A 24,516-nucleotide genomic window follows, 5' to 3' on the forward strand; every position below is an offset into this window, starting at 1 on the left:
GGCCGGGGCGGGACCGGTCTCAGGTGAGCTGGGACTGGACCTGCGACGAGATCAGCTCCAGGTGTTCCAGGTCGTCGAGGTCCAGCACCTGGAGGTAGATGCGCGAGGCCCCGATGTCGCCGAACCGGCCGATCTTGTCGACCACCTCGGCGGGCGAGCCGGCCAGGCCGTTCGCCTTCAGTTCCGCCACGTCCCGACCGATGACGGCGGCGCGGCGCGCCACCTCCGCGTCGTCCTTGCCGACACAGACGACCAGGGCGTTGGAGTACACCAGCTCGTCGGGCCCGCGGCCCGCCTCCGCCGCCGCCGCCCTGACCCGGCCGAACTGTGCCTCGCTGTCCTCCAGGGACGCGAAGGGGATGTTGAACTCGTCGGCGTACTGCGCGGCCAGCCGTGGCGTCCGCTTCGCGCCGTGGCCGCCGATGAGCACGGGCACCTTGGCCTGCGCGGGCTTGGGCAGCGCGGGCGAGTCGGTGAGCTGGTAGTACGTGCCGTCGTAACTGAACGTCTTGCCGACCTCGGTGGCCCACAGACCGGTCACGATCGCCAGCTGCTCCTCCAGCCGGCCGAACTTCTCCTTCGGGAAGGGGATGCCGTAGGCCTTGTGCTCCTGCTCGAACCACCCGGCCCCCAGGCCCAGCTCGACACGGCCGCCGGACATCTGGTCGACCTGCGCCACCTGGATGGCGAGCACGCCGGGGAGCCGGAACGTCCCCGCCGTCATCAGGGTGCCGAGGCGGATCCGCTTGGTCTCGCGCGCCAGGCCTGCCAGGGTGATCCATGCGTCCGTCGGACCGGGGAGGCCGTCACCCTGGCCCATGCGCAGATAGTGGTCGGACCGGTAGAAGGCATCGAAACCGAGGTCTTCGGCCGCCTTCGCGACGGTGAGCAGTGTGTCGTAGTCGGCCCCTTGCTGGGGCTCGGTGAAGATTCGAAGATCCATGCATCCATCCTGCACCTCCTGACGCCGCGCACCCCTCTCAGGTGGTCCTCCCCACGCCGCCGCACCCGTGCGTCCCGGATGCCGGACGCTCAGCCGATGTCGGCGGCCGGGCCCACCGGTCCGTGCAGCACGCCGTGCGGGCCGTCCCGCTCCCGGCCGCGCTCCAGGTCCTGCTGGTGCTCCCGATCACGCTCGTCGAGCAGCCGGAGCATTCCGTGCACCCGGTCCGTCGACTCGTCGGCGGCGTCGATCGCCTCCATGCACTGCCAGTACAGGCCCTGCTCGTCGGTCTCGCACGCCACCCCGACCAGGGCTATCCCCACCTCCCCCAGCAGTGCGCCGAGGCCGGTCAGGGCTGCTCGCGGGTCGGCGACCTCGGAGAGCTGCGCCGCCCGGGCCACACCGGCCCGGGCGGCCGGGTGGTCCAGTGCCCCGTTGCTCCGTCCGCCGATCTCGCTGAGCCCGCTCGCCTCGCCCCGTAACTCCTTGGGGCCACCCGCAGCCAGCCGGCTGCCGATCGCCTGTGCCAGCGCCTGGGCCTGCCACGCCTCCGCGATGATGTCCGGCGTGCCCCGGCTCTGCGCCAGCGCCCTCCGGATGACTGCTACAAGCCGCTCCGCTTCCATCCCTTGCCCCCGTTCGATGAGAAAACCCGCTCATCTCTTCCATTACCCACAGTGAGGGCAGCGGTACCGAAAGGCCAGGGGATTTCGGAAATCTGTGGATACTCAATCAACTGTGCACAAGTCGATCACTCCGAAGAGTGACGGACGGCGGGTCCGGTGGACTCCGGAACGGGAAAGCGCTTCTCGTTCCGCTCGATCTTGGCCGCCAGCGCCGCCAGCACATCGATGCCCAGCACTTCGCAGAACTGCAGCAGGTAGGCGAGAACGTCCGCCACCTCGTCCGCCACCCTGGGCGCCGTGCCGGGGTCCTCCATCACCCGCGCCGACTGTTCCGGCGTCAGCCACTGGAAGATCTCCATCAGTTCGGCGGCCTCGACGCTCAGCGCCGACGCGAGGTTCTTCGGGGTGTGGTACTGCTCCCAGTCGCGTGCGGCCGCGAACGCGGTGAGCCGTCGCTGGAGTGTGCGTACATCGAGTTCTGTCACGGCTCAGGTCTACCACCGTCGCCCTGCCGCTCCGGTGGGCCCGGGGGCCGGTAGGCCGGGGGGCCGGTCGAATGGGGGCCGGCAGGCCGGTGGCCCGGTGGCCCGGGGCCGGCGGACCTGGCCCGCCACCCGTCAGGCGCCCGGCGGGCAGGCGGCGTACCGGGGCCGCACCCGGTCCCGGCGCAGCGGGTGCGCGGCGGCCCCGCCGGGACCCCTGCTACGCCCCCGGTACGCCAGCCGCCGTCACGCCCTCGACCTCCATGCCCATGGGCGACAGCAGGAAGACGTTCCGGTCGACGCGGTGCATCCCACTGTTCAGCCCGAAGACGACCCCGCTGGTGAAGTCCAGGATCCGCTTGGCCACATCGGCCTCCGCGCTGGTCAGGTCGAGGAGTACCGGAATCTGCGCGACGAGGTACTCGGCGACCTCGCGGGCGTCCGCGAAGACCTGGACCCGGAGCACCACCATGCGCCGCTGCTCGGCGCTCTCCCGCTCGTCCGGGACCGTGCGGTGGTCCACCCGGGAAGGCCACTCGTTGCGACTGCGCAGAGGTACGACCTGGGCCAGCCCCTCCCACTGCTCGTCCGTGACGTCATACCTGTCGTACCTGCTCACCGGACCACCCCGTCTGTGCATCGGTTGGCGTTGCGCCGGCTGCGCTCACTGTTCATCGGGCAATTCTCTCGCCCCTCACCCGTTCGGCCTACCAGCGACACGGGTCAGGAACCGACCGGAACCGCCGGCTGCCCTGTGGGCTCTCGCTCCGGTCCTGCGGACACGCTGGTGTCCAGCGGGGTGAAACGTACCGGAAGATGCACCAGCGCGCGGTGGAACGGCCCCGGCCGCCACAGCAGTTCGTTCACCGGAACAGCAAGTTCCGCATCGCACAGCTGACTGGTGAACTGCTCGATCGCGGTCATCGCGATGAGCAGGGCCGGCTGCTTCGCGGGGCACCGGTGGGGACCGGCCGACCAGGCCAGATGGGCGCCTCCTCCGGACCGCACGCCCGGGTCCGAAGTGGACGGTTCCGCATGGGTGTTGGCCGCCCCGAAGGAGACCAGGACTAGTTGTCCGGCGCGCAGCCTGACCCCGTGGAACTCGGTGTCGTGGCGCGGGTAGTGCGCCGCCAGATTGGCGAGCGGCGGGTCCTGCCACAGGACCTCGTCGATCGCCTCGTGGGCGGTCATCGCACCCCCGTGCAGCGAACCCGCGTACCGCTCGTGGGTCAGCATGTGCAGGATCGCGTTGCCGATCAGATTGGTCGTCGGGTCGTGGCCCGCGCTCATCAGCAACGTGATCTGCCGCACAGTCTCGTCATTGTCCAGGTTGGCCGGATGCGCCAGGAAGTACGAGGTGAGGTCGCGGCGCGGACGGGCGCGCCGGTCCTCGACGAGACGGGTGACGACCTCGACGAGGTCGGCATAAGCGGCGGCGGCGCCCTGGGCCGAGTTCATCATGCCGCCGATGCCGTCGACGATCCGTTCGCCGTCGGCCGGATCGACCCCGAACCAGGTGACGAAGACGTGCAGGGGGAGCCGCCGGGCGTACTGGGCGATGAGGTCGCCGCTGCCGGTGGCGGCGAACGCCCCGATGAGCTGTTGCGCGACCCTGGCCACCTCGGCCCGCAGGAGGTGCGGTTCGATCAGGGCGAGGGTGTCGTTGATGGCCTCGCGGTACCGCGCGTGCTGCGCGCCGTCGCTGAACAGCGCGGTGGGACGGTGTCCGAGCACGGGCAGCACCGGGGAGTCGGCGGGAATCGTCGCCTGCCAGGCGCGGGGGTCCTTGCTGAACGTGTGGGTGTCGCGCAGCAGGTCGACGGCCGCCTGGTAGTCGGTGACGAGCATCGCCTCGACACCGGGGGCGATCCGGACCGGCGCGATCGGACCGTGTTCCCGCAGGCTGCGGTAGGCGCCGTGCGGGTCGGCCGCGAAGTCGGGGCCGTACAGCGCCAGGGGCTGCGGCGGCTGCGGGTGCGGTGTCATGACGGGTCCTCGGGCTGCGGGTCCTCGGGCTGCGGCAGTCGGTTCAGCACGTGCTCGGCCAGCGCGATCAAGGCGTCGATGCTGCCGCGTCGCTCCCTCGCGTCGCACTGGATCAGCGGCGTCCCGGCGGCGAGGTCGAGGTGGGTGCGCAGGACCTCGTCGCTGTGGGCGGGCGCGTCGGGGAAGCGGTTGACCGCGACGGCGTACGGCAGTCCCTGTTCCTCGACCATGTCCATGACGGCGAAGGAGTCCGCGAGCCGGCGGGTGTCCACCAGGACGAGCGCGCCCAGCGCACCCCGCGCGATGTCCTCCCACAGCGGCAGGAACCGCTCCTGGCCGGGGGTGCCGAACATGTACAGCACGAGGTCGTCCAGGACGGTGAGGCGTCCGAAGTCGATGGCGACCGTGGTCGTGGTCTTTTCGGGGAGTCCGGCCGTGTCGTCGAGCAGGGTGCTGGACTGGGTCATCGCCTCTTCGGTGTGGAGCGTGGGGATCTCCGAGAGGGTGCGGATCAGGGTCGTCTTGCCCACGCCGAAGGGACCCGTGACGACGAGCTTCATCAGGGTCCGGGCGGCAGCCGGCAGATAGCCGACGTCCGTCCGGTCAGTGGAGGGAGCGGAGTCCAACGAGCAGCCTCTCGACGAGCGACCGGTCGATCTCCCCGGCACTGGGTATCGGCGGTCGCATGAGCAGAAGTCCGGCGGCCGCGAGGTCCGCGGCCAGGAATACGGTGGCGCTGACCGGCAGGTCCAGATGGGCCGCGCACTCGACCACGGTGAGGGCGCCCGGCTCCAGCAGGGCGCACAGCCTGCGCTGCTCCGAGCCGGTGTCCTGCGGCAGGGCCTCCTCGGTGCGCACCAGCACGGCGAGCCGGTCGAGTGCGGGACCGGCGGGCCGGGACCGGCCCGCGGTCACGAGGTAGGCGGGGATCAGACGGCGTCCTGGGCCGGCGGTCATGGCCGGGCGGTGGTGTCCGGTTGGCGGGCCGGCGCGTGCATCGCCCGCGTCAGCGCGGTGACCTGCACCTGCATCTGGTAGGCGATGTCGCCGAGTTTGGCACCGGGTTCGGCGAACAGCGCGAGCGTGGTGTTCTTGCCCGCCGGTACGACGATGGCGAAGCCGAGGTCCGACTCGACGACCGTCTGGGCCAGTTGCGGGGTCTCCGCGTTGGTGAACGCGGTCGTGAAGGCACGGGCGGCGGCGTGCAGGGTGGCCGTCATCGCGGCGACCCGTTCGCCGGAGGCCCGGTCCAGGCCGGGCGAGGCGCCCTCGACGAGGCCGTCGCCGGTGGCGACCACGGCGTGCTGGACTCCGGGCAGTTCCAGCAGCGGGGTCAGCACCCACGCGAGGTCACCGGTGGTGGGGCGGGGGGTGCTCACTTCTCGTCGTCTCCTTGCTCGTCCTGGTCGCCCAGGTGGTCGTGGCCGTCGGAATCCGGTGCGGGGGCCCGCCCGGCGACGCTCCTGCCGATCAGGGTGCCCTGCTGGAGGGCCGCCCAGGAAGACCCGGCCTGTTCGGGTGTACGGGACACCGTTCCGGCGGCCGGGGCGGCGGGGGCCGTGGCGGCCGGAGCGGGGCGCGGCGCGCGCCGGCGTCTGCTGGGGAGCCCGGAAGGCGCCGCGGCGGGCGGCGGTTCCTGCGGCCGGGAGTGCGAGGGGGCGGCGGACCGGTCCGGGGCGGGGGCCGCCGACACGGGCGCGGGGGCCAGCGCGGACAGGCTGTGGTCGTCCTCCAGCACGGTCAGCAGATGGGCGGGGACCCGCAGGATCGTGCGCATGCCGCCGAACGGCGAGGCCTCGATGTGGCAGTGGAAGCCGTACTGCACGACCAGCCGGCCGACGACGGCGAAGCCGGTCTGGGGTGGGTCGCCCAGCTCGGTCAGGAGGACCTCGGAGGGTCCTGCCAGCAGGGCCCGGGCCCGGTCCAGCGCGTCGTCGTCCATGCCGATGCCCGCGTCGTCGACCACCAGGAACGCGCCCCGGCCGCCGCTCTGCTGGACCGTCACCTGGACATCGGTGTCGGGGTGCGAGTAGGCGGTGGCGTTGGCGAGCAGTTCGGCGAGGGCGATCGCGAGGGGTTCGGCGGCACGGGCGGCGAGCGCGAGCCGCTCGTCGCGCAGGTGGTTGGCCACCTTGATCCGCTCGTAGCCGGCGACCCGCGACTGTGCGCCGAGAACGATCTCGACGAGGGGGGAGTTCTGCCGGGCCAGGCCCGGCCACGCGTCGCAGAGCACGGCGGTGGACTGGGTGCGGCGCAGCGCGAGTTCGTTGCGGAAGTCCAGCTGCAGGATGCGCGGGTCGTCGTACTCGTGTTGCAGCTCGTGCAGCAGTTGCTGGGACTGGTTGAGCAGCGACTGGATCTTGGCTGAGGTGCCGCGCATCGCCGCGCGGGCGGCCGCGTCGACGCGCTGTCGCTCCTCCATGACCGCGGTCCTGGCCGCCTGCACGGCCTCGGTGAGCAGGCGGGCGGCGCCGCCGTCGACCTCGGCCGCCTCCCGCAGCCCGGGCACGCGGGCGCTGGGGTGGGAGAGGGCCAGCGCGACGGCCGGGATCCGCTTGCGCGCCAGCTGCCGGATCTCGTCGACGAGGGCCGCGGTGCGGACCTCGGCCGCCTTCGCCTGGCGTTCGGCCAGTTCGGCGCGGGCCACGGCCAGCTGTTCCGAGCGGGCGGCCCGGTAGGAACGCGCCGTCGCCGCCACGGCGGCTATGACGGCGATCATCGCCACGATCCATGCCATGCCGTTACCGCGTTTCTGTCGTCGGGTCGGTCCTGCGGCCGGGGTGGCGAAGGACCGGGCGGTCAGTCCGCCGGGCCTGCCGTCTCACGGCCCCGCTCCACTTCTCTCGCGACCGTGGCCACGTCGGTCATGACCTGGAGCACGCTGGGGAGTGCGGAGCCGTCGAGCTCCCGGTACTCGCTGCCGATGGTGACCACCAGGCGCTCGGGCAGGCCCAGTTCGGGGTGGCGCCCCTCCGCGATCAGTCGGCGGGCCGCCTCCAGGGCGGGCACGCCGGCGGCGTGGAGGGCGTGGGCCCGCTCCCGTACGTACTCCAGGTAGCCGATGTGGTCGCGTACGCCGGCCCGGTCCAGTACCGGTCCGTGGCCCGGGACGACGGTGTCGGCGCCGGTGGCCAGGACCTGTTCGCAGGCCGCGATCACATTGCTGAGCGGGCCGGCCCAGTGGATCGGGTGGTCGCCCGGCTGCTGAGGGGACGAGGAGAAGATGATGTCGCCGCTGAACACGACGCCCTGGGCGGCCAGGTGCACCACGAGGTCGCCCGTGGTGTGGGCGGGCGGCAGGGACGTGATCCGGACGGGGTAGTCCCCCAAGGTCAGTTCGAGTTCCCCGGTGAAGTAGGTCGTCGGCCGGACCGGGTCGGTCTGCGACCAGTCGAAGGCGCCGAAGTGGCGCCCCAGGTAGTCGCCGAGCGCGGTGGCCGGATCGCTGCCGTTGACCAGGGCGTGCTGCTGCTGCGGTGTGGGCTCGTAGTGGATGTGCTCCCGGGCCTCGCGGGTCGCGATGATCTCCGCGTCCGGGAGCACGCCGGCGCCCCAGAAGTGGTCCCCGTTGGCGTGCGTGACGATCACGCGGTCGATGGACACGCCGTCGGGCAGCAGCTTCGTGCTCTCGGCCAGGAACTGTCCCGCCAGCGCCGTGTCGTACGGGGTGTCGATCCAGAGCGCGCCACGGGGCGAGACGAGCAGGCCGCAGTTGGCCAGGCCCCAGCCCCGCTTCGGCGGGAGCCACGCGTACAGGCCCCGGCCCAGGTCAACGACGTCTCCACCCGTGATCGACATGGACGCGATTATGCCGACCGCGATCCGGCCGCGCGTTCGAACCCGGCCAAGGGGCCACACTGTTGGCGTGAAATCGACTGTCTCCCACGCCGACGGCGGCCGACCGGTGACCGTACGAGAGCGATCGAGCCAGGTGTCGCGGGTGATGATCGGGATTTCTCGGCGAAAATCATCCGGAAACACTTCCCCTCCTTACCGATGCGGAGCGACCCCTCGTCAAACCGGCGGACGTCGATTACCCACCGCGCATGGCTGAAAATAGACGACGAAAACCCCCGGCGGGGCCGCTGGAGACGGCCGCCGGGGGCTGGTGGCTCACGTACTACGGGGTCGCGGGCACGTTCCACTGCTGGTTCGCGCCGCCGTGGCAGTCCCACACGCCGAGTGCGGTCCCGTCCGTGGTGGCGCTGCCCGGGACGTCCAGGCACCGGCCCGACGCCTTGTTGACGAGGGCGTGTGTGGAGCTGTTGTACGTCCACTGCCTGGCCGGGTCGGTGACGGCTCCGCCCGTGCCCGTTCCCGCGCAGTCACGTACCCGTACGGCCGCGCCGTTGGCCGTGCCGTCCGCGGTGAGGCAGTAGTCGGACGGCAGCCGCAGCGTGCCGTCGGCCGCTCTCACCCATGCCTGGTTGGCGCCGCCCGAACAGGTGTAGAGGTCGGCGACCGTACCGTTCGAGACGCCTCCCAGGGCGTCCGCGCACTTCCCGCCCAGACCCGTCACCGGGCCGCGCGCCGAGTTGCCGATCGCGAGGTTCTGCACCGTGGAGCCGGCGGCGACATCGGTCCGCGTCATGGACGCGCACGCGTTGCCGCTGTTGGACGTGCCCGAGACCGCGCCGGTGACGGAGGAGCCGTTGCCGGTGGGCGTCCCGAAGCGGACGTCGCTGAACGGCTGGTCGTAGCAGGTGGCGCGGGAGTCGTTCCATTCGAAGTACTCGGTCCAGTCGACCATCCCGGTGGGCGAGATGGCGGTGGCCGGGGTCTTGATGGTGCCGAGCTTGTACGAGGCGCCCGTGGTGGTGTCCGCGACGGTGGCGCCGAACCAGCCGTCGCCCTCGGCCGCGACCTTGAAGGTGTAACGGTGGCCCGCAGTCCAGGCGAGGTTCATCCGGCAGCTCATGCCTTCGCCCTCGCCGCCGAAGCCCTCGCACCAGCTGCCGGTGGAGCCGGCCTTGGCCTCGGAGACGTCCCAGACGGAGAAGAGGAGCACGCGGCTCTTGCCTCCGTTGGACTGCATCCCTATGTACGCGCCGTTGCCCTGGTCGAAGCCGAACTGATGGCTCCAGAAGACGTTCGCCTGGTATCCGGGATCGTGCAGGACGGTGGTGGACCAGGTGACGTCGGTCAGCTTCGGAGCACCGGAGAAGGAGTAGTTGGTGTAGGTGCCGGGAGTCGTCCCGATACCCGCTGCCTGCGTGGGGGCGGCCGTGCCGAGCAGGGCCAGGGCGGCTGCCGCGGCGGTGGCGGTGATGGCTGCGAACAAGTGGCGCAGAGTCATGCGTTGCACCTGATTCCGATGGGGGGATGGGGATCATTGCCTTGCATGCACCGGGATCAGTGCATTCCTTGCGGTGAAACCCGCCGGACAGGGCCGTGGCCCCGTCCGGCCTTTCCCGGTCAGATCCCTCTAGGAGCGGACCTGCCCGCGCTCGAAGTACGCGACCAGCTCGGGGTCGAGCGCGGGCACGTCGTACGGCGCACCGCCCTCGCGCAGGGAGCGGGTCGCGAGGACACCGGCGGCGACGCTCATCCGGGCGGCGACCGGCGAGGTGTCGGTGACGCCCCCGTCGCGCACGAACCGGCAGAACTCCTCCATGATCCGGGTGTCGCCTCCGCCGTGCGAACCGCCGGCTTCCGGCACCCGGTAGGTAATGTCGGCGTCGGCGCGGTACCCGCTGGGTCCGGTGTTCCAGACCTTGACCTCGTCACCGGGGCCGTCGCCGAAGTTCTCCAGCCGCCCCTCGGTGCCGATGACGGTGTAGTTGCGCCAGTAGTCGGGGGTGAAGTGGCACTGCTGGTAGGCGGCCACGACGCCGTTGTCGAGCTGCATGTTCATCACCGAGACGTCCTCGACGTCGACGATGTGGTGCAGGTCCTTGCGGGCGGTCGGCGGCCAGTCGAACTCGCGCAGCCAGTTGTCCGGGCGCGGGGTGTCCGCCTCCCGGCGCGGCAGGCCGCCGTAGACGAGCAGGTCGCCCAGCGCGTTGACGCGCCGTGTGTAGCCGCCGGCCAGCCAGTGCAGCACGTCGATGTCGTGCGCGGCCTTCTGGAGGAGCAGACCGGTGGTCCGGGTCCGGTCGGCGTGCCAGTCCTTAAAGTAGTAGTCGCCGCCGTAGCCGACGAAGTGCCGCACCCAGACGGCCTTGGGCTCACCGATGTCGCCGCGGGCGATGATGTCGCGCATCAGCCGCACGACGCCCATGTGCCGCATGTTGTGGCCGACGTAGAGCCGGGTCCCGGTCTCGTAGGCGGCGCGCAGGACGTTGTCGCAGCTCTCCACGGTGATGCCCAGCGGCTTCTCCACGAAGACCGCCTTGCCGGCGCGGAGGGCGTCGATCGCGATGGCCTCGTGGGTGTCGTCCGGGGTGGCGATGATGATCGCGTCGAGGTCGTCCCGGTCGAGGAGCAGCTTGTAGTCCTCGACCGCGACATCGGTGGCGAAGCGCTCGGCCTCGCGCCGGCGCACCTCGGGGTCGAGGTCGCAGACGGCGGTGATCGCCGATCCCTGTCCGGGGTGGTGGGCGGACATCGCGATGGAACGGCGCAGGCCGAGTCCGATGACACCGAGTCGCAGGTCTGACACGGGAGTCCCTTTCTCTGGGGGTGCTGTCGTGCGGGCGGAGACTACTTACCGGCGAGCGAGGCCTCGAACTCGGCGCGGATCTTGTCGCCGCCCCCGGAGCGCCACTTCCGCAGCTCCTCCTTGTAGGCGGAGAGCGGCTTGCGGCCCGCGATGATGTCCTTCTGGCAGTCGCTCATGGCGGTGGTGAGCGAAGGGCTCTTGCTGGTGTTCGTGTCGGAGAAGTGGCCGCTCGTCGGGTTCGTCTGGCTGATCTTGAGGAGCTCCTGCTGCCAGCCGTGAATGTTTCCGGCCAGCTCCGACTTGCCCGGCAGGTAGACGTACTCGGGGCCCGCGGCGAGGAAGGCCAGCGGCATGGCCGTGGTCACCGCCTCGGAGTTCCCCTTGGCCGTGAGCTTGACGTCGCCGTTCGCCGTGCGGGTGAAGTGCTTGCCCTCGATGCCGTTGTCGAGGAAGAGCCGCTCCTCGGTGCCGAACGGGGCGGCCAGGTAGTCCATGACGCCCAGCAGCATCTTGACGCGCTTCGCGTCCGCCTTCTTGTTGATGGCGGTGTAACCGACCGAGCCGTAGCCCATGTTGTACCTCGGCTGCGCGCCGGCCTTCGCGGCGAAGGGCACGATGACGCCGAACGGGAAGTCGTACGTCTTGGCGTCCACCAGGAAGCTCGGGAAGGACTGCACATAGGCGCCGAGGGAGCCCTGCGCCATCTTCTCCATCGTGGTGCTGAGGTTGGGGTCGGGCCAGAAGAGACCGGCCTTCGCCACCTTGACGCCGAACGCCAGTGCCTCCTGGTACTCCTCCGTCTCGTACATGTGCGTCAGCTTGCCGCCCTCCAGCCGCCAGCCGCTGGGCGCGCCGAACCACTGGCCGAACATGCCGATGTGGTTCACGTACGCCGGCTCCAGGACGTACTTGTTGCGCTTGGCGTCCAGGAGCTCCTTGCCCTTGGCGAGGAAGTCCTCGGCGCTGCTGAACTCGGCGCCGCCGACCGGCTTCCAGAAGTCCTGGTTGACGACGTAGACCTGGCCCATGGAGCCGTAGGCCACGGTGACCCCGCGGATCTTGCCGTTGACCACCGCGGTCTTCCAGGCGGTGGTCGGCAGGTTGGCCAGGTTGGGGTACGCCTTCACCGCGTCGCCCGAGAGGTACGGAGTGAGGTCGTGGAACTTGGCGTCCAGCAGCTCGGGCACGCGCTGGATGCCCTGGTTCGGCGGGAACCAGACCAGGTCGGGTATGTCGCCGCCGGCCATCATCGCGTTGAACTTGGTGAGGTAGGCGTCGACGCCCTGGTCCACGACGATCGTCATGTCGAACTGCGCGCCGAGGCGCTTGTTCAGCTCCTGCCAGTAGGCGTTCTTGGCCTGCGGCGGAGCGGGGGTCGTGAAGGTCTCGGTGAGGGCCGTGATGCGGCTGCCGTCACCGGGCGCCTTGGCCACCGACCTGGTGAGGGCCTTGGGGTAGCGCAGGTATGTGGCGTCCAGACCCGCGGCGTTGCCGGCCAGGTCCGCGGGGGCGGTCTGCGCGGCCACGTACGTCGGGAGCTTGAGCTTGGCCGACGCCTTGGCGCCGCCCTTGCTGACCGTGGCACCGCTGCCGCAGGCGCTCAGGGTCGAGAGACCCGCCACGGTCAGACCGGCGATTCCCGCGGCGCCCATGAAACCGCGCCGGGACATGTGGGTGGACATGGGGCTCCTTGAAGTGTGTGAGGTGCGTGGGCGTGGCGAGCCGGGGGTGGGCGGATCAGCCCTTGATCGCCCCGGTGAGGACGCCCTTGACGAAGAACTTCTGCAGGAAGGGATAGACGCAGAAGATGGGCACGATGGCGATGATCAGCACGGCCATCTGCAGGGAGGTCGCGGGCGGCACCGCGTGGACGCCCATGGCCGAGGCGTTGATGCTCTGCCCGTTCAGCACGTAACTGCGCAGGATCACCTGGATGGGGAACTTGCTGGAGTCGTTGAGGTAGAGCACCGCGTTGAAGAAGCTGTTCCAGTACCCGACCGCGTAGAACAGGCCGACCACCGCGAGGACCGCCTTGGACAGCGGGAGGACGATCCGGAAGAGGACCGTGACCTCACCGGCGCCGTCGATCCGCGCGGCGTCGTACAGCTCCTCGGGGATGCTCTGGAAGAAGGAGCGGACGACCACGATGTTGAACGCGTTGAGCAGCACCGGAAGGATCAGTGAGGCATACGTGTCCAGCATCTTGAACTGCTGGACCGCCAGATACGTCGGGATGATGCCGGGGGCGAAGAGGAACGTGCCCAGCACCAGCAGCAGGATCGGCTTGCCGAGGACCGTGCCGGGCCGCGAGGTGCCGTAGGCGATCATCACGGTGCACGCCAGGCTGAGCGCGGTGCCGATCAGCGTGATGAAGATGGAGACCAGCGCCGCCTGGGTGACGATCCCGCCGGAGAGGATGACCCGGTAGGCCTCCAGCGTCGGGTGGTGCGGCAGCAGCACGTAACCGCCGTTGGCGTTGAGCTCCTCGCGGCCGGCCAGGCTGGTGCCGATGGCGAGGACGAACGGGTAGAGCACGATCACGGTGAGGGCGACCAGAGCCGCTGCCTTCGCACCCTGTCCGTACCAGTGGGGCCGCTCCATCCACGGCGGTCTGCCGTGGGAGGCGCGGGGGCGCGTGCCGCCCCCGGGGCCGAACCGCGCGCGGCGCAGCCGGGTCGCGACGGACTGCTGACTCATCGGTAGACTCCCTGCTCGCCGAAGCGGTGGGCCAGCTTGTTGGCGGCGAGGATGAGGGCGAATCCGATGACGCCCTTCATCAGACCGGCGGCGGTGCTCATGCCCCAGTCGCCGTCGACGACGCCGTGGAAGTAGACGTAGGTGTCCATGACTTCGGAGGCGTCCGGACCGACGGCGTCGCGCTGCAGGATGATCTGCTCGAAGCCGACCGAGAGGATGTCGCCGAGCCGGAGGATCAGCAGCATCAGGATCACCGGCCGGATGCCCGGCAGGGTGACGTGCCAGATCCGGCGGAGCCAGCCCGCGCCGTCCATCGCGGCGGACTCGTACTGGCCCACGTCGATCGAGGCGATGGCCGCCAGGAAGATGATCGTGCCCCAGCCGCAGTCCTTCCAGATGGACTGGGCGGTGATCAGCAGCTTGAAGGTGCCGGGGTCCGTCATCACGTTGCCGATGCTCACCCCGTGCTCCATCAGCAGCGTGGTGACCGAACCCGCCCCGCCGAGCACCTGCTTGAACATCGCGACGACGACGACCCAGGACAGGAAGTGCGGGAGGTACACGACGGTCTGGATGAACCGCTTGACCTTCTCGCTGATGAGCGAGTTGAGCAGCAGCGCCAGGGCGATGGGTGCCGGGAAGTAGAGCAGCAGCTGGATCGCCGTGATCTGGAGCGTGTTGGAGACCGCGCTCCAGAACTCCGGTTCGGCGAGCAGTGCGGTGAAGTTCGCGAGGCCGACGAACGGGCTCTGCTTGAAGCCCAGGAACGGCTGGTAGTCCTGGAAGGCGATGACGTTGCCCGCGAGCGGCAGGTAGAAGAAGAGCGCGAAGTACAGCACGCCCGGCAGGCAGAGAAGCAGGAGTGACCGGTCCCGTCTCAGGCGGGACCGGAGCGGAGGCCGTATTCGCTTCTTCCTGCCCTTGCTCCCGGCGGAGCGGTCCGCGTCGTCGGGGTCGCGGGGCTGCGGCGCGGGCGACCGCACCGCTGTGACCGGCACATCTGCCATCGTCACAGGCACCTCCAGAGCTGGTGGAGCGAGAGAGCGTCCCGCATACGTGGAGGTGGCGCGCAGCCCGGTGGGCTCGGCCACTGCTCCTTCGCGGCGACAGGCCACATAGTTCACGACGGTGCACCGCGATGGCAAGAGTTGTTCATTTCGCAGAGGTAACGAACATCTATAGACATAGAAAAGCCATGAGAATAGTCCGCTTTGAGCATATTGATGCCCCGAAGGCGGGCTCGTCCAGGCGTGTTCGGGGCACCGGAGCGCTCCAACCGGGGTCACGGAACCTCTTGCCAGCAGGTTCACGACAGGTCCAGGATGCATCCGCGTGCTCGGCCTTGCACGATCGAGCACATCTATCAACATTCGCAATCAGAGGTGGGTAAGCCCGGATGCGCTTTCGTACGACCACCCTCGGCCGCGTCGTCGGCAGCGCCGTGACGGCGCTGGCACTGGCAGTTGGCCTAGGCATGTCCACGGCGGACACGGCAGTCGCCAACGAGGACGGCTGGGGAGACACCCCCGGCACGTACACGCACTACACCTTCCCCGCCGGTACCCCGGACCTGTCGTCCGTGACGTGGAGCACCACGGTCACAGCCGACCCCGGCTTCACCTCGCACACCTTCTGGTCGCACCAGTTCGGCTTCAACCAGGGGAACGGCGGCTACATCGGCATGCAGGACAACGGGGGCGAGGACCAGTTGTTCCTCTTCTCCGTATGGGACGTGAACCAGGCCAGACCCGGCACCGAGGGCAGCTGGTGCCAGGACTTCGGCGGTGAGGGCACCGGCTACAGCTGCCGGATGAACGTGCCGTGGAAGGCCGGCCACACCTACGCGTTCACCGTGGCCTCGGAGGGCGGGGGCTGGTTCGGCGCCACCGTCGAGGACACCACGTCCCACACGTCGTTCAAGCTGGGCAGCATCCTGACTCCGGCGACCGGCGTCAAGACGGCCGGCATGGTCGACTGGGTCGAGTACTACGAGTGGAGCATGACCCGCTCCACCTGCCTGCAGCAGCCCTACAGCGCGTCCACGTTCGGCCTCCCCACGGCCACGGCCCTGGACGGCGCCCAGGTCACCGCCACCGCCACACGCCCCGAGGACAACGGCGACTGCGCCAACGTCACCAGCACGATCGGCCCCCGGGGCGGCGAGCAGGTGCTGGGCATCGGCAACTCCCCCCGGGAAGCGGTGACCAACCGGGCGGGCAACTGCCTGGACGTGCGGGGCGTGGACTTCGCCCAGCTCGAATGGGCCGAGGACACGGATCTGGCCGCCGACGAGAACCGTCCCGCGGTCGTGGAGTCCTGCCACCGGCGCACCGACCAGGGCTGGGTGCACGGCGCGGACCGGACGCTGCGCCTGGTGAACAACTTCTGCCTGACCGCCGCACCGGACGAGGCCGGGGACGGCAAGAAGGTCCCGGTCACCATCACCACCTGTGCGGGTACGCCGGGCCCGCTGACGACCTGGACGTACGGGAGCGGCGGCTCGCTCGTGAACGACGCGACCGGCCAGTGCCTGTACGCCCCGGGCGGGCAGGAGACCGGACACCGCGTCGAACTCCGCGACTGCACCGGCAAGGCCGACCAGGCGTGGACCGCACCGCGCGGCTGACACGCGAACGAAGGGCGGGCCGCCCACGCTGCGGCGGCCCGCCCTTCGCGGACCGTGCGCGGATCCGGGCACCCGGCTCGCCCGCCGCCCGCACCGCTCTGCCGCGCTCGCCCTGCCCGGCCTCGGCCCGGCCGGGCCGGGTCAGACGGTGATGACGGTGACGCCGGCCTCCGCGAACCGGGCGGCCGCCTCGGACGTGATCCCCTTGTCCGTGACCAGGAAGTCGACCGCCCCGAGGTCGCAGACACGGGCGAAGGCACGCTTGCCGATCTTCGAGGAGTCGGCCGCCACCACCACGCGCTGCGCCTGCTGGGCGAGCAGCCGATTGATGCTGGCCTCCCCCTCGTGGTGGACGTAGGCGCCGCGTTCGGTGTCGATGGCGTTGACGCCCAGGACGGCGACGTCCAGCGTTATCTCGCCGAGTACGCCACTGGCCAGCGGGCCCGTCAGCTCGTACGACTGGGGCCTGGCCACACCGCCGGTCACCACGATCTTGATCTGCGGCCGGATCACCAGCTCGTTGGCGATGTTGAGGGCATTGGTGACCACCGTCAGCGTCGGCTGGCCGCCCGCTCCCGTCACGCCGTCCCCCACGAGGTCCGAGCGCACGGCGAGCGACCGGGCCACCTCCGTGATGGTGGTGCCGCCGGTCAGCCCCACCACTTCGCCGACCGCGACCAGTTCGGCGACGGCGCGGCCGATGGCCTGCTTCTCCGGCGCGTTGCGCCCCGTCTTGTAGCGCAGCGCCAGCTCGTAGCTGACACCGTGCGCGACGGCGCCGCCACGCGTGCGGGTGAGCAGGTGCTGCTCGGCAAGCTGGTCCAGATCCCGGCGGATGGTGGCGGCCGAGACGTCCAGCGTCCTGGCGGCGTCCTCGACGTCCACCCGGCCGTGCTTACCCACGAGTTCCAGCAGTGCGTTCCACCTGGCATCCCTGGACAAGAGAACTCTCCTTACAGGTCCGGGCTGCGTGTACCCATCCCCTTGGGTACGGTCACCGGACTCGCGCAAGCGTCGCACAAGGCTCCACCGAGTCAAGCCTTCTGCAAGATTTATGCTTGATAATGCTTGCACCTCCCGTATAACGTGCGTAAACGAGCATCCCCTCACCCGTACGGAGTGCAGAATGTCATTCGTCGAGATCGAGACAGCCAGTCAGCCGGACTGCTGGCGTCGCGCCGCGGACCTCGCCGCGAGTCATGCCGCCGCACTGCCGGCCCCCGGGGAGCGCATCGCCGTGGTCGGCTGCGGCACCTCGTTCTACATGGCTCAGGCATACGCATCGCTCCGTGAGGAGTCCGGGCAGGGCGAGTCCGACGCCTTCGCCGCCTCGGAGTTCCCCTCCCGCCGCCGCTACGACCGCGTCGTCGCCCTCACCCGCTCCGGCACCACCACGGAGGTGCTCGAACTGCTCGACCGGCTGCGCGGGACCACCCCCACCGTGGCCGTCACCGCCGACCCGGACACCCCGGTGATGACGTCCGCCGACGCCGTCGTGGTCCTCGACTTCGCGGACGAGCGCTCCGTCGTGCAGACCCGGTTCGCCACCACGCTGCTGACACTGCTCCGCGCCCATCTCGGTCTGCACACCGACGCCGTGGTCCGGGACGCGGAGACGGCGCTGGCCGAGCCGCTGCCCGAAGGACTGCTGGACTGCACCCAGTTCACCTTCCTCGGCCGCGGCTGGACGGCCGGTCTCGCCAACGAGGCCGCACTGAAGATGAAGGAGGCCTCGCTGTCCTGGACGGAGGCGTACGCCGCGATGGAGTACCGCCACGGCCCCATCAGCATCGCCACCACCGGCACCGCGACGTGGACGTTCGGCGCCGCCCCCGAGGGCCTGCGCGAGCAGGTCCTCGCCACCGGCGCCCGGTGGGTCGAGAGCGGCCTGGACCCGCTGGCCGAACTGGTCCGGGTCCAGCGCCTGGCCATCGCCCGCGCCGCCGCCCGCGGCCTGGACCCGGACAGCCCGCGCCACCTGACCCGTTCGGTGGTCCTGGCGGAAGCCTGAGCCGGATACTGACCCGCACATGGATATCGCGGAACGCACCGTGCGGGCCGGACCGGGTGCCGGCGCGGACGCCTGGACCGGCTTCCTCGCCGCTCCCGTGGACGGCGGCAGCGCAGGCGTGCTCGTCCTGGCCGGGTCCAGTGGCCGGATCGAGGACGAGCGGTGCCGGCTGCTGGCCCGGGAAGGCGTGACCGCCCTGTCGGTGCGCTGGTTCGGCGGCCCGGGGCAGCCACCGGGCATCTGCGAAGTCCCCCTGGAGACCCTCGTGTCCGCGATCGAGTGGCTGCGCACGGCGGGCGCGCGGCGCATCGGCGTCCTGGGCGCCTCCAAGGGCGCCGAGGCGGCCCTGCACCTGGCCGGTCTCCACGACGGCGTCGACGCCGTCGTAGCCCTCTCGCCCACCTCGGTGACCTGGGCGAACGTGGGACCGGGCCGCGACGGCCGAACGCGACCGCACCGGTCCTCCTGGACCTGGCGGGGCGAGCCCCTGCCGTTCGTGCCCTACGACGACGCCTGGACGCCCGCCGAACCGGACGGCGCGCCCGTCTCGGTTCTCGGCTGGTACGAGCAGAGCCTGGGGACCTCCGCCGACCGCGTCCCGGCCGCGTCGGTCCCGGTGGGCGGGCCCGGCACCGAGGTCGTGCTGGTCGCGGGGGGCGACGACCTGATGTGGCCGTCCCTGCGGTTCGCCGGGGAACTGGCCGCCCGCCGCAGGGCGGCCGGCCTTCCCGTACGTCTGATCACGCGCGCCGACGCGGGACACCGGCCCCGGTTGCCCGGCGAGGGGCCTGCCGCCCCGTCCGACCGCTTCCGGTACGGAGGTTCACCCGCCGCCGACGCCGCGCTCGGCGCGCAGGCGTGGCCGCACCTGCTCGAAGCGCTGCTCGGCACCGGCGGTTGCGGACGGCCGCCCGGTCACGACACGCACGCGTGAGGGCCGAGGTCCCGGGCACGGCGGCCGTGCCACCGGGCCCACGGCCCCGGCCCGGCGTACGGACCCCGGCCTCCTGGCCGCTCCAGGGCCCCGGTCCGGCCTGCCGGCCCCCGCTGCCTCAGGACTCCTCGAAGTAGGCGTCCAGGACCGCGTCGAAGCCCTCCGTCCACTCCTTGAGGCTGCTCCTGGCGGGCGCCTCGACCTCGGCGTTGAACCAGCGGCGGCTCGACATGTGGACCGTGACCGTGAACCGGCGGCCGAACCGGGCCGGCTTCAGTTCGACGGCGCCGATCTCGTCCCAGTGGAAGTCGGCCTCCTGGTCGTCCAGGGTGAACCGGATGCCCGTGCGGTCCGCGGAGATCGACCCGCGTCGGTCGCTCACCTCGAACGACGGGCCACCCGCGACCCCTTCCCCGGTCCCGTCCTCGTTCTCGTTCTCGTCCTCCTCGTCGTCCGCCACCGTCCGGGCGGCCGGCTCGCCTTCGGGCGCGGCATCCCCGGGTGCGGCCTCCACGGCGGCGTCGTCGGGCGCGTCACCCTCGGGTGCGGGCTCCTCGGTCCGCTCCGGTCCCCCGTCCGCCTTCGCGGCGGTTCGGGGGGCCGTGAGACCAGGGATGTACGCCGGGTCTGTCCCTGCGGCGTACGCGGGCTGAGTGTTCGGATCTATGCGCTGCTCCACGGCGGGCAGTATGGCCGACGAACCTGTACGGGGCCAGTGAGGCGCGTGTCGGCCACCGCCGCCTGCCGGGCCGGAACACGGCACGGGGCGGGCCGACCCACTCGGCCCGCCCCTCCCCCGTCCCCCCTGCGCCCGTCGGTCAGCCGGTGGAGCAGGCCTCGTCGCCCAGCGTGAACGCCGCCGGTACGGTGTTACCGCCCGTCAGGGTGCCGGTGAAGCCGAAGCCCACCGAGGCGCCCGGCGCCACCTTGCCGTTCCAGGAAATGCTGGCGGCCGTCACCTTCGCCCCGTCCTGCGCGGGGGTCGCGTTCCACATCTGACTGACCTTCTGTCCGTCCGCGAAGGTCCAGCCCACCTTCCAGCCGTCCAGGGCGGCGGTCCCGGTGTTGGTCAGCGTCACATCGGCCTGGAAACCGCCGGACCACTGGTTGGTGACCTTGTACGTCACCGAACAGGCCGCGTCCCCGGGCGGGTTCCCCGGGTCGGTGCCGGGGTCCGTGCCGGGGTCGGTGCCGTCCGGGGCGTCGCCGTACATGATGCCGCGCCCGTTGGTCGAGAGGTACACCCGCCCGTAGACCCTCGGGTCACCGGTGATCGAGGCGCCGATCCAGCCCCACTGGTGCGCGTCGTCGTTGATCCGGGTCCAGGTCGTACCCGCGTCCGTGGAACGGAAGACCCCGCGCACGCCGCCGATCTTCGCGGTGACGAACAGCGTCTGGTACGAGGCCCCCGCGGCCGCCTTGCCGAAGCCGACCGAGTCCGCCTGCTCGATCCCGGACAGCTTGGTGAACGTGGCGCCCGAGTCGGCGGAGTGCCAGAGCCCGTAGGCGCCGGTCGCGCTGCCGCCCGCGAGCCACACATCGCCCTCGGCGCCCGGCACCGCCTTGAACCGCACGTTGCCCTCGGTGGGCAGACCGCTCGACGCCATCGCGGCGAAGGTGGCGCCGCCGTCCGTCGAGACGTAGAAGGTGCCCGCCTTGTACCCGTAGAACTTCTTCGGGTTCTTACGGTCCGACTCGACGGTCGCCCCGGCCGGAATGCCGGTGGAGGCCGACCACGAACTCCCGTACCCGGTGGTGCGGTGCACGCCCGCACCCTCCGGGCTCCACACGAATCCGCTGCCGTCGGCCGCCGCGGCGACCGTGCCGCCACCCGTGACTCCGGAGGGCTCGGAGCCCTGGAACCAGTTGGACCCGTTGTCCGTGGAGAACCCGATGTGCGGGGCGGCGTCGGCGCTTCCGACCCGTACGACCGTGCTGGGGCTGCTCTCCGCGAAGTCGAGGCTGGTGGTCGAGGTGAGGTTGGGCGAGGTGAACATCATGCCCGGCACGGCGTCGAGATCGGTGTGCCGGAAGCCCCCGATGTCGCCGAGCGCGCTGAGCAGGGGGGCGCCGGACGGCGGGCTCGCCAGGTCGTTGACGGCCGTCTCCTCAAGTCCCTTCACCATGGGGGTGATCTTGAACTGGCTGCCGGAGTCCCAGTTCTTGAGGTTCTCGGTGCCGTAGACCGTGGCGCCGGTGCCGTACATCATGCGGTTCGAGTCGAACGGGTCGATCTCCAGCGCCTCCGTCATCCAGCCCAGCTTGGGCGAGGTCTCCGGCGGCGTCGGGTTGGCGCCCCAGGTCAGCCAGGGCACGGAGGAGACGTCCTGGGTGAAGCGGTTGGTGCGGTTCGGGTAGCTGCTGTAGTCCCAGGCCTGGGTCCAGGTCGCCCCGCTGTCCGTGGAGCGGAAGATCTGGGTGTCCGGCCACCAGGAGCTGTACGCGGTCGCCATCAGGGTGCCGGGGTGCTGCCGGTCCACGGTCAGTCCGCTGAACCCGTAGTAGGTGTCCGCCTCGGCGACCGGGCTGACGTCCTTCCACGCACCGGTCGCGGTGGTGTAGCGCCAGATCCGTCCCTTGCCTCCGTCGTACGGGCCGCCGGTGTCGCTCAGCGACAGGTACAGGTAGCCGTTCGCGGAGTCCAGTACGCCCTTGTGGGCCAGGTATCCGGTCGGCTGTCCGGCGATCCTCGACCAGGTGGCACCGCCGTCCGTGGAGCGGTAGACGGTGTTCGCCTTGTCGGCGACGCCGACGTAGATGTCCTTGGTCGCGCTGCCCGCGCTCCCGGTGCGTTCGTCGAAGGTCACCCAGACGATGCCCTGGTTGTCGCTGCCGTAGCCGCTGGAGTCGGCCGGGTCCTGGGCGTAGTTGCCCGGGTTCGGAAAGGCCGTCACCTGCGACCAGGTCACTCCGGAGTCGGTGGAGCGCCACAGGCCCTTGCCGCTGGGCGCGCCCAGGTACAGCACGGAGTTCTTGTTCGGGTCGACCGCGAGGCGCTCACCCATGCCGCGGCCCGGCATGTTCCCGCCGAGCTTGAAGGGCAGGGTGGCGGCCTTCCAGCTGGCGCCCCGGTCCGAGGAGCGCAGGACCGCGCCGTTGGTCGGGTCCCAGCCGTTGGTGTACGTGCCCACGGCGGCGTACACATTGTCCGGGTCGGCCGAGTCGGAGGCGAGACTCACCACGCCGGACCAGCCCCAGTGGTCCCAGTCCACCCAGTCGAGCAGCGGAGTCCACCGCTTGCCCGCCTGGTCCCAGCGGTAGGCGCCGCCGATGTCGGTACGGGCGTAGGCGAGGTTCTTCTCCGACCGGTTGAAGACGATGCCGGGGACGAATCCGCCGCCGTCGATCCGGACGTTCTTCCAGTCGTACGGGTCTGCGGCCAGGGACACATCGGATGCCTGGGTGGCGGGGGCGACATCACCGGTTCGTGCCGACGCCGGAGCGCCGGCGGCGAACAGCCCGGCGGTGAGAGTGAGTGCTGCCAGGAGGGCGGCAAGGGGTCTGGCGCTTGAGCGCACGGAAACGTCCTCTCCGAACGAGACCGCCGACAGCGGCGGTACGGGGCGGGTATGGATGTGGGAGCGCTCCCATTCGCGACCCGATGGTAGCGGCGCGAACCCGCCGGGAGAAGGGTGAGGGAGGGGGTTCATCGGATGACTTCGCGACTCACGAGAGACCATTGCGGCAGCGTCAGGCAATTCACCCGTCACACCGTGCCCGAAGCCACGGACGAGGACACGCCCCCTCCAACAGATGTACGGACCAACGGTGTTGAGGATGTCGGCTACCCCCGAGCGAAGTCGGCCTGGCCGCCCCCGCTTCGGCGTCGCCGCCGGCCCGGCCGGTCCTCACTCCGGGGGTGTACGGCAGGGACGGCTAGGGTGCCTCCGCGTGCATGTGGGCGACTGGGGGGGTGTGGATGGCTGAGGTCACATTGATCGATGCGGTGCGGAGCGGGGACGCGGGCGCCGTGAGCAGGCTCCTGGAGGCGGGCGCCGACCCGGAATCGGCCGACGCGCAGGGCGTCCCGGCGCTCTGCCTGGCCATCGCCGCGTTCGACGAAGCGGTCGCCTCCGCCCTGACCGAGGGAGGCGCCGATCCGCAACGGCCGCTCCCCGACGGAACCACCCCCCTCCTCCGGGCCGTCGACTGCGGCACGGTCTCGGTCGTTCTCGCGGTGCTGCCCGGCCTCGGGGAGCACCTCACCGAGACGGTGCGGGCGGAACTGCTGGCACGCGCGCGGCACTGGCACGAGACAGGTGTGGTAGCCGAGTTGCGGCGCAGAACGGGCGACCTGGGGCCGCCCTGCCGGGTCCGTGTGCGGGACAGCGGCTGGTGGACCGACTACGACGAGGTCACGCTCGGCGGGCTGACCGTGCGCGACGGGCACGCCGCGGTCCTCAGCAATCTCGAACAGTGGTTCGGGCGGCGTCAGTCCGTCGACGAACTGCTCGCACGCGCCCTCGCGCATCCCGATCCGGACCACGCCGACTGGTCCGAGGCCGTGGACGTTCTCGCCGGCCGGAACGACGAGGAGACCTGGGCGGCCGCCGCGGGTCTGCGGTCCCACCCCGACCCCCTGCACCGGCTGTTCGCCGCGGACGTCCTGCGCGGCATCGTTCTGCGGGAGGCGTCGGCCGGTACGCGGCCGGTCGTCTTCGAACCGCGGGCACCGGAGATGTTCCTCCCCTGGGCCGTCGAGGAGACGGATCCCGCCGTCCTCCGTCTCGTACTGCGTGCCCTGTCCGAGTCGGACTCCCCGGATCCCCGAGTCGAGGCGGTGGGACTCTCCTACGTCACCCACCCGGACGCGGAGGTGCGGCGCGAGGCGACCTCGCTCCTCCTCCGATCCGAGGGCTCGTACTCCCCCGCGGCGCTGCGGGCACTGACCGTCCTCACGCGCGATGCCGACGACGACGTACGGGCACACGCGTGTTCACTTCTTGCCGGCCACCAGGGCCACACCCGGGAGATCGCGGACGTACTGGCCGAACGCCTCGGCGACGAGGACCAGATGGTGCGCATCTGGGCCGTCTACGGGCTGGCCGAACGCGACGACCCCCGATGCCTGGAGGGCAACGAGCACGAGGGGCCGGTCGACTGGCGGTCCTGGCCCGACAACCACATCGTGGGGGCCGGCCGGCGCTATCGGTGGCGGATGGGCAGCGGAGCGAGATCCGACGGACCCCGAACCGCCTCGGGTCTGTCCGGCGGGTCGGGTCCGGGGCGCGATGTCGGTGGGCAGGGTTAGGTTCGCTGGTCATGGACCCGGAATCACTGCTGCAGCACCTGAGTGACGAACTCGACGCCTTCCGCGCATGCCTCGACGGTGATCTGTCTGTACCCGTCGAGCACTGTGGCGACTGGACGCTCCGTGATCTGGCCGAGCACCTGGGCAGTTCGAATCTATGGGCGGCAGCCGCAGTCACCGAACAACACGGCAAGCACGAGGCCGCCCCGGCTCCGCGCGATCCCGAAGTGTTTCTGCGGTGGTTCGAGGAGAGTTCAGCGACCTTGCTCACGGCCCTGCGCACAGACCCGAGTACGAGCGCCTGGACGTTTCATCCGCCGCACACGGTGGGCTTCTGGCAGCGACGCCGTGCGCTGGAG

Annotated in this window: 23 protein-coding genes; 5 read left to right on the top strand and 18 right to left on the bottom strand. The window is 70.8% G+C overall.

The genetic code is table 11. The annotated features are described in order from the left end of the window. Nucleotides 1–19: 19 nt before the first annotated feature. The 15 genes from ABZ454_RS18085 to ABZ454_RS18155 all read right to left on the bottom strand — a co-directional run bounded on the left by ABZ454_RS18085 (nt 20) and on the right by ABZ454_RS18155 (nt 14,342). Nucleotides 20–943: an LLM class F420-dependent oxidoreductase gene (locus tag ABZ454_RS18085; protein WP_356320635.1), complete on the bottom strand. Its 924-nt coding sequence runs from the start codon at nt 941–943 to the stop codon at nt 20–22. Between the two features lie 89 nt (nt 944–1,032). Next, nucleotides 1,033–1,569, bottom strand: a complete 537-nt coding sequence (locus tag ABZ454_RS18090) for a DUF6099 family protein (RefSeq protein ID WP_356320634.1) — start codon at nt 1,567–1,569, stop codon at nt 1,033–1,035. A 125-nt stretch (nt 1,570–1,694) separates the two neighbouring features. Further along, complete coding sequence (locus ABZ454_RS18095) at nt 1,695–2,054, bottom strand: nucleotide pyrophosphohydrolase (RefSeq protein WP_356320632.1); 360 nt, start codon at nt 2,052–2,054, stop codon at nt 1,695–1,697. A gap of 217 nt (nt 2,055–2,271) precedes the next feature. Beyond that, nucleotides 2,272–2,670: a cell division protein SepF gene (gene sepF, locus ABZ454_RS18100; protein WP_359539053.1), complete on the bottom strand. Its 399-nt coding sequence runs from the start codon at nt 2,668–2,670 to the stop codon at nt 2,272–2,274. Between the two features lie 104 nt (nt 2,671–2,774). Beyond that, on the bottom strand, nt 2,775–4,037 hold the full coding sequence (locus ABZ454_RS18105) for a cytochrome P450 (RefSeq protein WP_356320628.1): 1,263 nt from the start codon (nt 4,035–4,037) through the stop codon (nt 2,775–2,777). Next, nucleotides 4,034–4,663, bottom strand: coding sequence for an ATP/GTP-binding protein (locus tag ABZ454_RS18110; RefSeq protein WP_359539054.1), 630 nt, complete (start codon nt 4,661–4,663; stop codon nt 4,034–4,036). Before ABZ454_RS18110 ends, ABZ454_RS18105 begins: the two co-directional genes overlap by 4 nt. Continuing rightward, nucleotides 4,641–4,994, bottom strand: a complete 354-nt coding sequence (locus tag ABZ454_RS18115; protein ID WP_359539056.1) for a DUF742 domain-containing protein — start codon at nt 4,992–4,994, stop codon at nt 4,641–4,643. The genes ABZ454_RS18110 and ABZ454_RS18115 overlap by 23 nt, the downstream gene beginning before the upstream one ends. Next, nucleotides 4,991–5,416 carry a roadblock/LC7 domain-containing protein gene (locus tag ABZ454_RS18120; RefSeq protein ID WP_356320623.1) on the bottom strand — a complete coding sequence of 142 codons (426 nt, stop codon included), beginning with the start codon at nt 5,414–5,416 and terminating at the stop codon, nt 4,991–4,993. Before ABZ454_RS18120 ends, ABZ454_RS18115 begins: the two co-directional genes overlap by 4 nt. Further along, nucleotides 5,413–6,774: an ATP-binding protein gene (locus ABZ454_RS18125; RefSeq protein WP_359539058.1), complete on the bottom strand. Its 1,362-nt coding sequence runs from the start codon at nt 6,772–6,774 to the stop codon at nt 5,413–5,415. Before ABZ454_RS18125 ends, ABZ454_RS18120 begins: the two co-directional genes overlap by 4 nt. 62 nt (nt 6,775–6,836) lie before the next feature. Then, entirely contained in the window at nt 6,837–7,835 is a 999-nt protein-coding gene (locus ABZ454_RS18130; protein WP_359539059.1) for an MBL fold metallo-hydrolase, read from the bottom strand. A 322-nt stretch (nt 7,836–8,157) separates the two neighbouring features. Beyond that, a complete protein-coding gene (locus ABZ454_RS18135) occupies nt 8,158–9,333 on the bottom strand; it encodes a ricin-type beta-trefoil lectin domain protein (RefSeq protein ID WP_359539061.1) in 1,176 nt (391 codons plus the stop codon). Between the two features lie 129 nt (nt 9,334–9,462). Beyond that, complete coding sequence (locus tag ABZ454_RS18140) at nt 9,463–10,638, bottom strand: Gfo/Idh/MocA family oxidoreductase (protein ID WP_359539063.1); 1,176 nt, start codon at nt 10,636–10,638, stop codon at nt 9,463–9,465. 41 nt (nt 10,639–10,679) lie between these two features. Then, nucleotides 10,680–12,320, bottom strand: a complete 1,641-nt coding sequence (locus tag ABZ454_RS18145) for a hypothetical protein (protein WP_359539065.1) — start codon at nt 12,318–12,320, stop codon at nt 10,680–10,682. A 55-nt stretch (nt 12,321–12,375) separates the two neighbouring features. Beyond that, entirely contained in the window at nt 12,376–13,335 is a 960-nt protein-coding gene (locus ABZ454_RS18150) for a carbohydrate ABC transporter permease (RefSeq protein ID WP_356320611.1), read from the bottom strand. Next, nucleotides 13,332–14,342, bottom strand: coding sequence for an ABC transporter permease subunit (locus tag ABZ454_RS18155; protein ID WP_356320609.1), 1,011 nt, complete (start codon nt 14,340–14,342; stop codon nt 13,332–13,334). Before ABZ454_RS18155 ends, ABZ454_RS18150 begins: the two co-directional genes overlap by 4 nt. A 389-nt stretch (nt 14,343–14,731) precedes the next feature. On the opposite strand from ABZ454_RS18155, the gene ABZ454_RS18160 reads away from it, so the two are divergent. Continuing rightward, nucleotides 14,732–15,961 (top strand): ricin-type beta-trefoil lectin domain protein, encoded by a 1,230-nt coding sequence (locus ABZ454_RS18160; protein ID WP_359539068.1) that lies wholly within the window; start codon nt 14,732–14,734, stop codon nt 15,959–15,961. A gap of 141 nt (nt 15,962–16,102) precedes the next feature. On the opposite strand, the gene ABZ454_RS18165 is transcribed toward ABZ454_RS18160, so the two are convergent. Further along, on the bottom strand, nt 16,103–16,903 hold the full coding sequence (locus ABZ454_RS18165) for a DeoR/GlpR family DNA-binding transcription regulator (RefSeq protein ID WP_356320605.1): 801 nt from the start codon (nt 16,901–16,903) through the stop codon (nt 16,103–16,105). Nucleotides 16,904–17,087: 184 nt separating this feature from the next. Between ABZ454_RS18165 and ABZ454_RS18170 the strand changes: the two genes are divergently transcribed. Further along, nucleotides 17,088–17,972, top strand: a complete 885-nt coding sequence (locus ABZ454_RS18170) for an SIS domain-containing protein (protein WP_359539072.1) — start codon at nt 17,088–17,090, stop codon at nt 17,970–17,972. A 19-nt stretch (nt 17,973–17,991) separates the two neighbouring features. After that, on the top strand, nt 17,992–18,906 hold the full coding sequence (locus tag ABZ454_RS18175) for an acyl-CoA thioester hydrolase/BAAT C-terminal domain-containing protein (RefSeq protein WP_359539075.1): 915 nt from the start codon (nt 17,992–17,994) through the stop codon (nt 18,904–18,906). A gap of 118 nt (nt 18,907–19,024) precedes the next feature. On the opposite strand, the gene ABZ454_RS18180 is transcribed toward ABZ454_RS18175, so the two are convergent. Beyond that, nucleotides 19,025–19,585 (bottom strand): hypothetical protein, encoded by a 561-nt coding sequence (locus tag ABZ454_RS18180; protein WP_356320599.1) that lies wholly within the window; start codon nt 19,583–19,585, stop codon nt 19,025–19,027. Between the two features lie 139 nt (nt 19,586–19,724). Beyond that, a complete protein-coding gene (locus tag ABZ454_RS18185) occupies nt 19,725–22,424 on the bottom strand; it encodes a cellulose binding domain-containing protein (RefSeq protein ID WP_359539078.1) in 2,700 nt (899 codons plus the stop codon). 401 nt (nt 22,425–22,825) lie between these two features. On the opposite strand from ABZ454_RS18185, the gene ABZ454_RS18190 reads away from it, so the two are divergent. Together ABZ454_RS18190 and ABZ454_RS18195 are read left to right on the top strand one after the other, a co-directional pair. Then, nucleotides 22,826–24,157: a HEAT repeat domain-containing protein gene (locus ABZ454_RS18190; protein WP_359539080.1), complete on the top strand. Its 1,332-nt coding sequence runs from the start codon at nt 22,826–22,828 to the stop codon at nt 24,155–24,157. Nucleotides 24,158–24,168: 11 nt separating this feature from the next. Continuing rightward, a partial coding sequence (locus ABZ454_RS18195; protein ID WP_359539083.1) for a maleylpyruvate isomerase N-terminal domain-containing protein occupies nt 24,169–24,516 on the top strand: 348 nt, incomplete at its 3' end.

It is taken from the genome of Streptomyces sp. NPDC005803, assembly GCF_040630435.1.
Taxonomy (GTDB): Bacteria; Actinomycetota; Actinomycetes; order Streptomycetales; family Streptomycetaceae; genus Streptomyces.

Coding starts and splice junctions, on each gene's coding strand:
- ABZ454_RS18090 (WP_356320634.1), bottom strand. CDS start 1,569: ATGGAAGCGGAGCGGCTTGTAGCAGTCATCCGGAGGGCGCTGGCGCAG.
- ABZ454_RS18085 (WP_356320635.1), bottom strand. CDS start 943: ATGGATCTTCGAATCTTCACCGAGCCCCAGCAAGGGGCCGACTACGAC.
- ABZ454_RS18135 (WP_359539061.1), bottom strand. CDS start 9,333: ATGACTCTGCGCCACTTGTTCGCAGCCATCACCGCCACCGCCGCGGCA.
- ABZ454_RS18155 (WP_356320609.1), bottom strand. CDS start 14,342: ATGGCAGATGTGCCGGTCACAGCGGTGCGGTCGCCCGCGCCGCAGCCC.
- ABZ454_RS18125 (WP_359539058.1), bottom strand. CDS start 6,774: ATGGCATGGATCGTGGCGATGATCGCCGTCATAGCCGCCGTGGCGGCG.
- ABZ454_RS18170 (WP_359539072.1), top strand. CDS start 17,088: ATGTCATTCGTCGAGATCGAGACAGCCAGTCAGCCGGACTGCTGGCGT.
- ABZ454_RS18175 (WP_359539075.1), top strand. CDS start 17,992: ATGGATATCGCGGAACGCACCGTGCGGGCCGGACCGGGTGCCGGCGCG.
- ABZ454_RS18130 (WP_359539059.1), bottom strand. CDS start 7,835: ATGTCGATCACGGGTGGAGACGTCGTTGACCTGGGCCGGGGCCTGTAC.
- ABZ454_RS18160 (WP_359539068.1), top strand. CDS start 14,732: ATGCGCTTTCGTACGACCACCCTCGGCCGCGTCGTCGGCAGCGCCGTG.
- ABZ454_RS18115 (WP_359539056.1), bottom strand. CDS start 4,994: ATGACCGCCGGCCCAGGACGCCGTCTGATCCCCGCCTACCTCGTGACC.
- ABZ454_RS18145 (WP_359539065.1), bottom strand. CDS start 12,320: ATGTCCACCCACATGTCCCGGCGCGGTTTCATGGGCGCCGCGGGAATC.
- ABZ454_RS18190 (WP_359539080.1), top strand. CDS start 22,826: ATGGCTGAGGTCACATTGATCGATGCGGTGCGGAGCGGGGACGCGGGC.
- ABZ454_RS18105 (WP_356320628.1), bottom strand. CDS start 4,037: ATGACACCGCACCCGCAGCCGCCGCAGCCCCTGGCGCTGTACGGCCCC.
- ABZ454_RS18150 (WP_356320611.1), bottom strand. CDS start 13,335: ATGAGTCAGCAGTCCGTCGCGACCCGGCTGCGCCGCGCGCGGTTCGGC.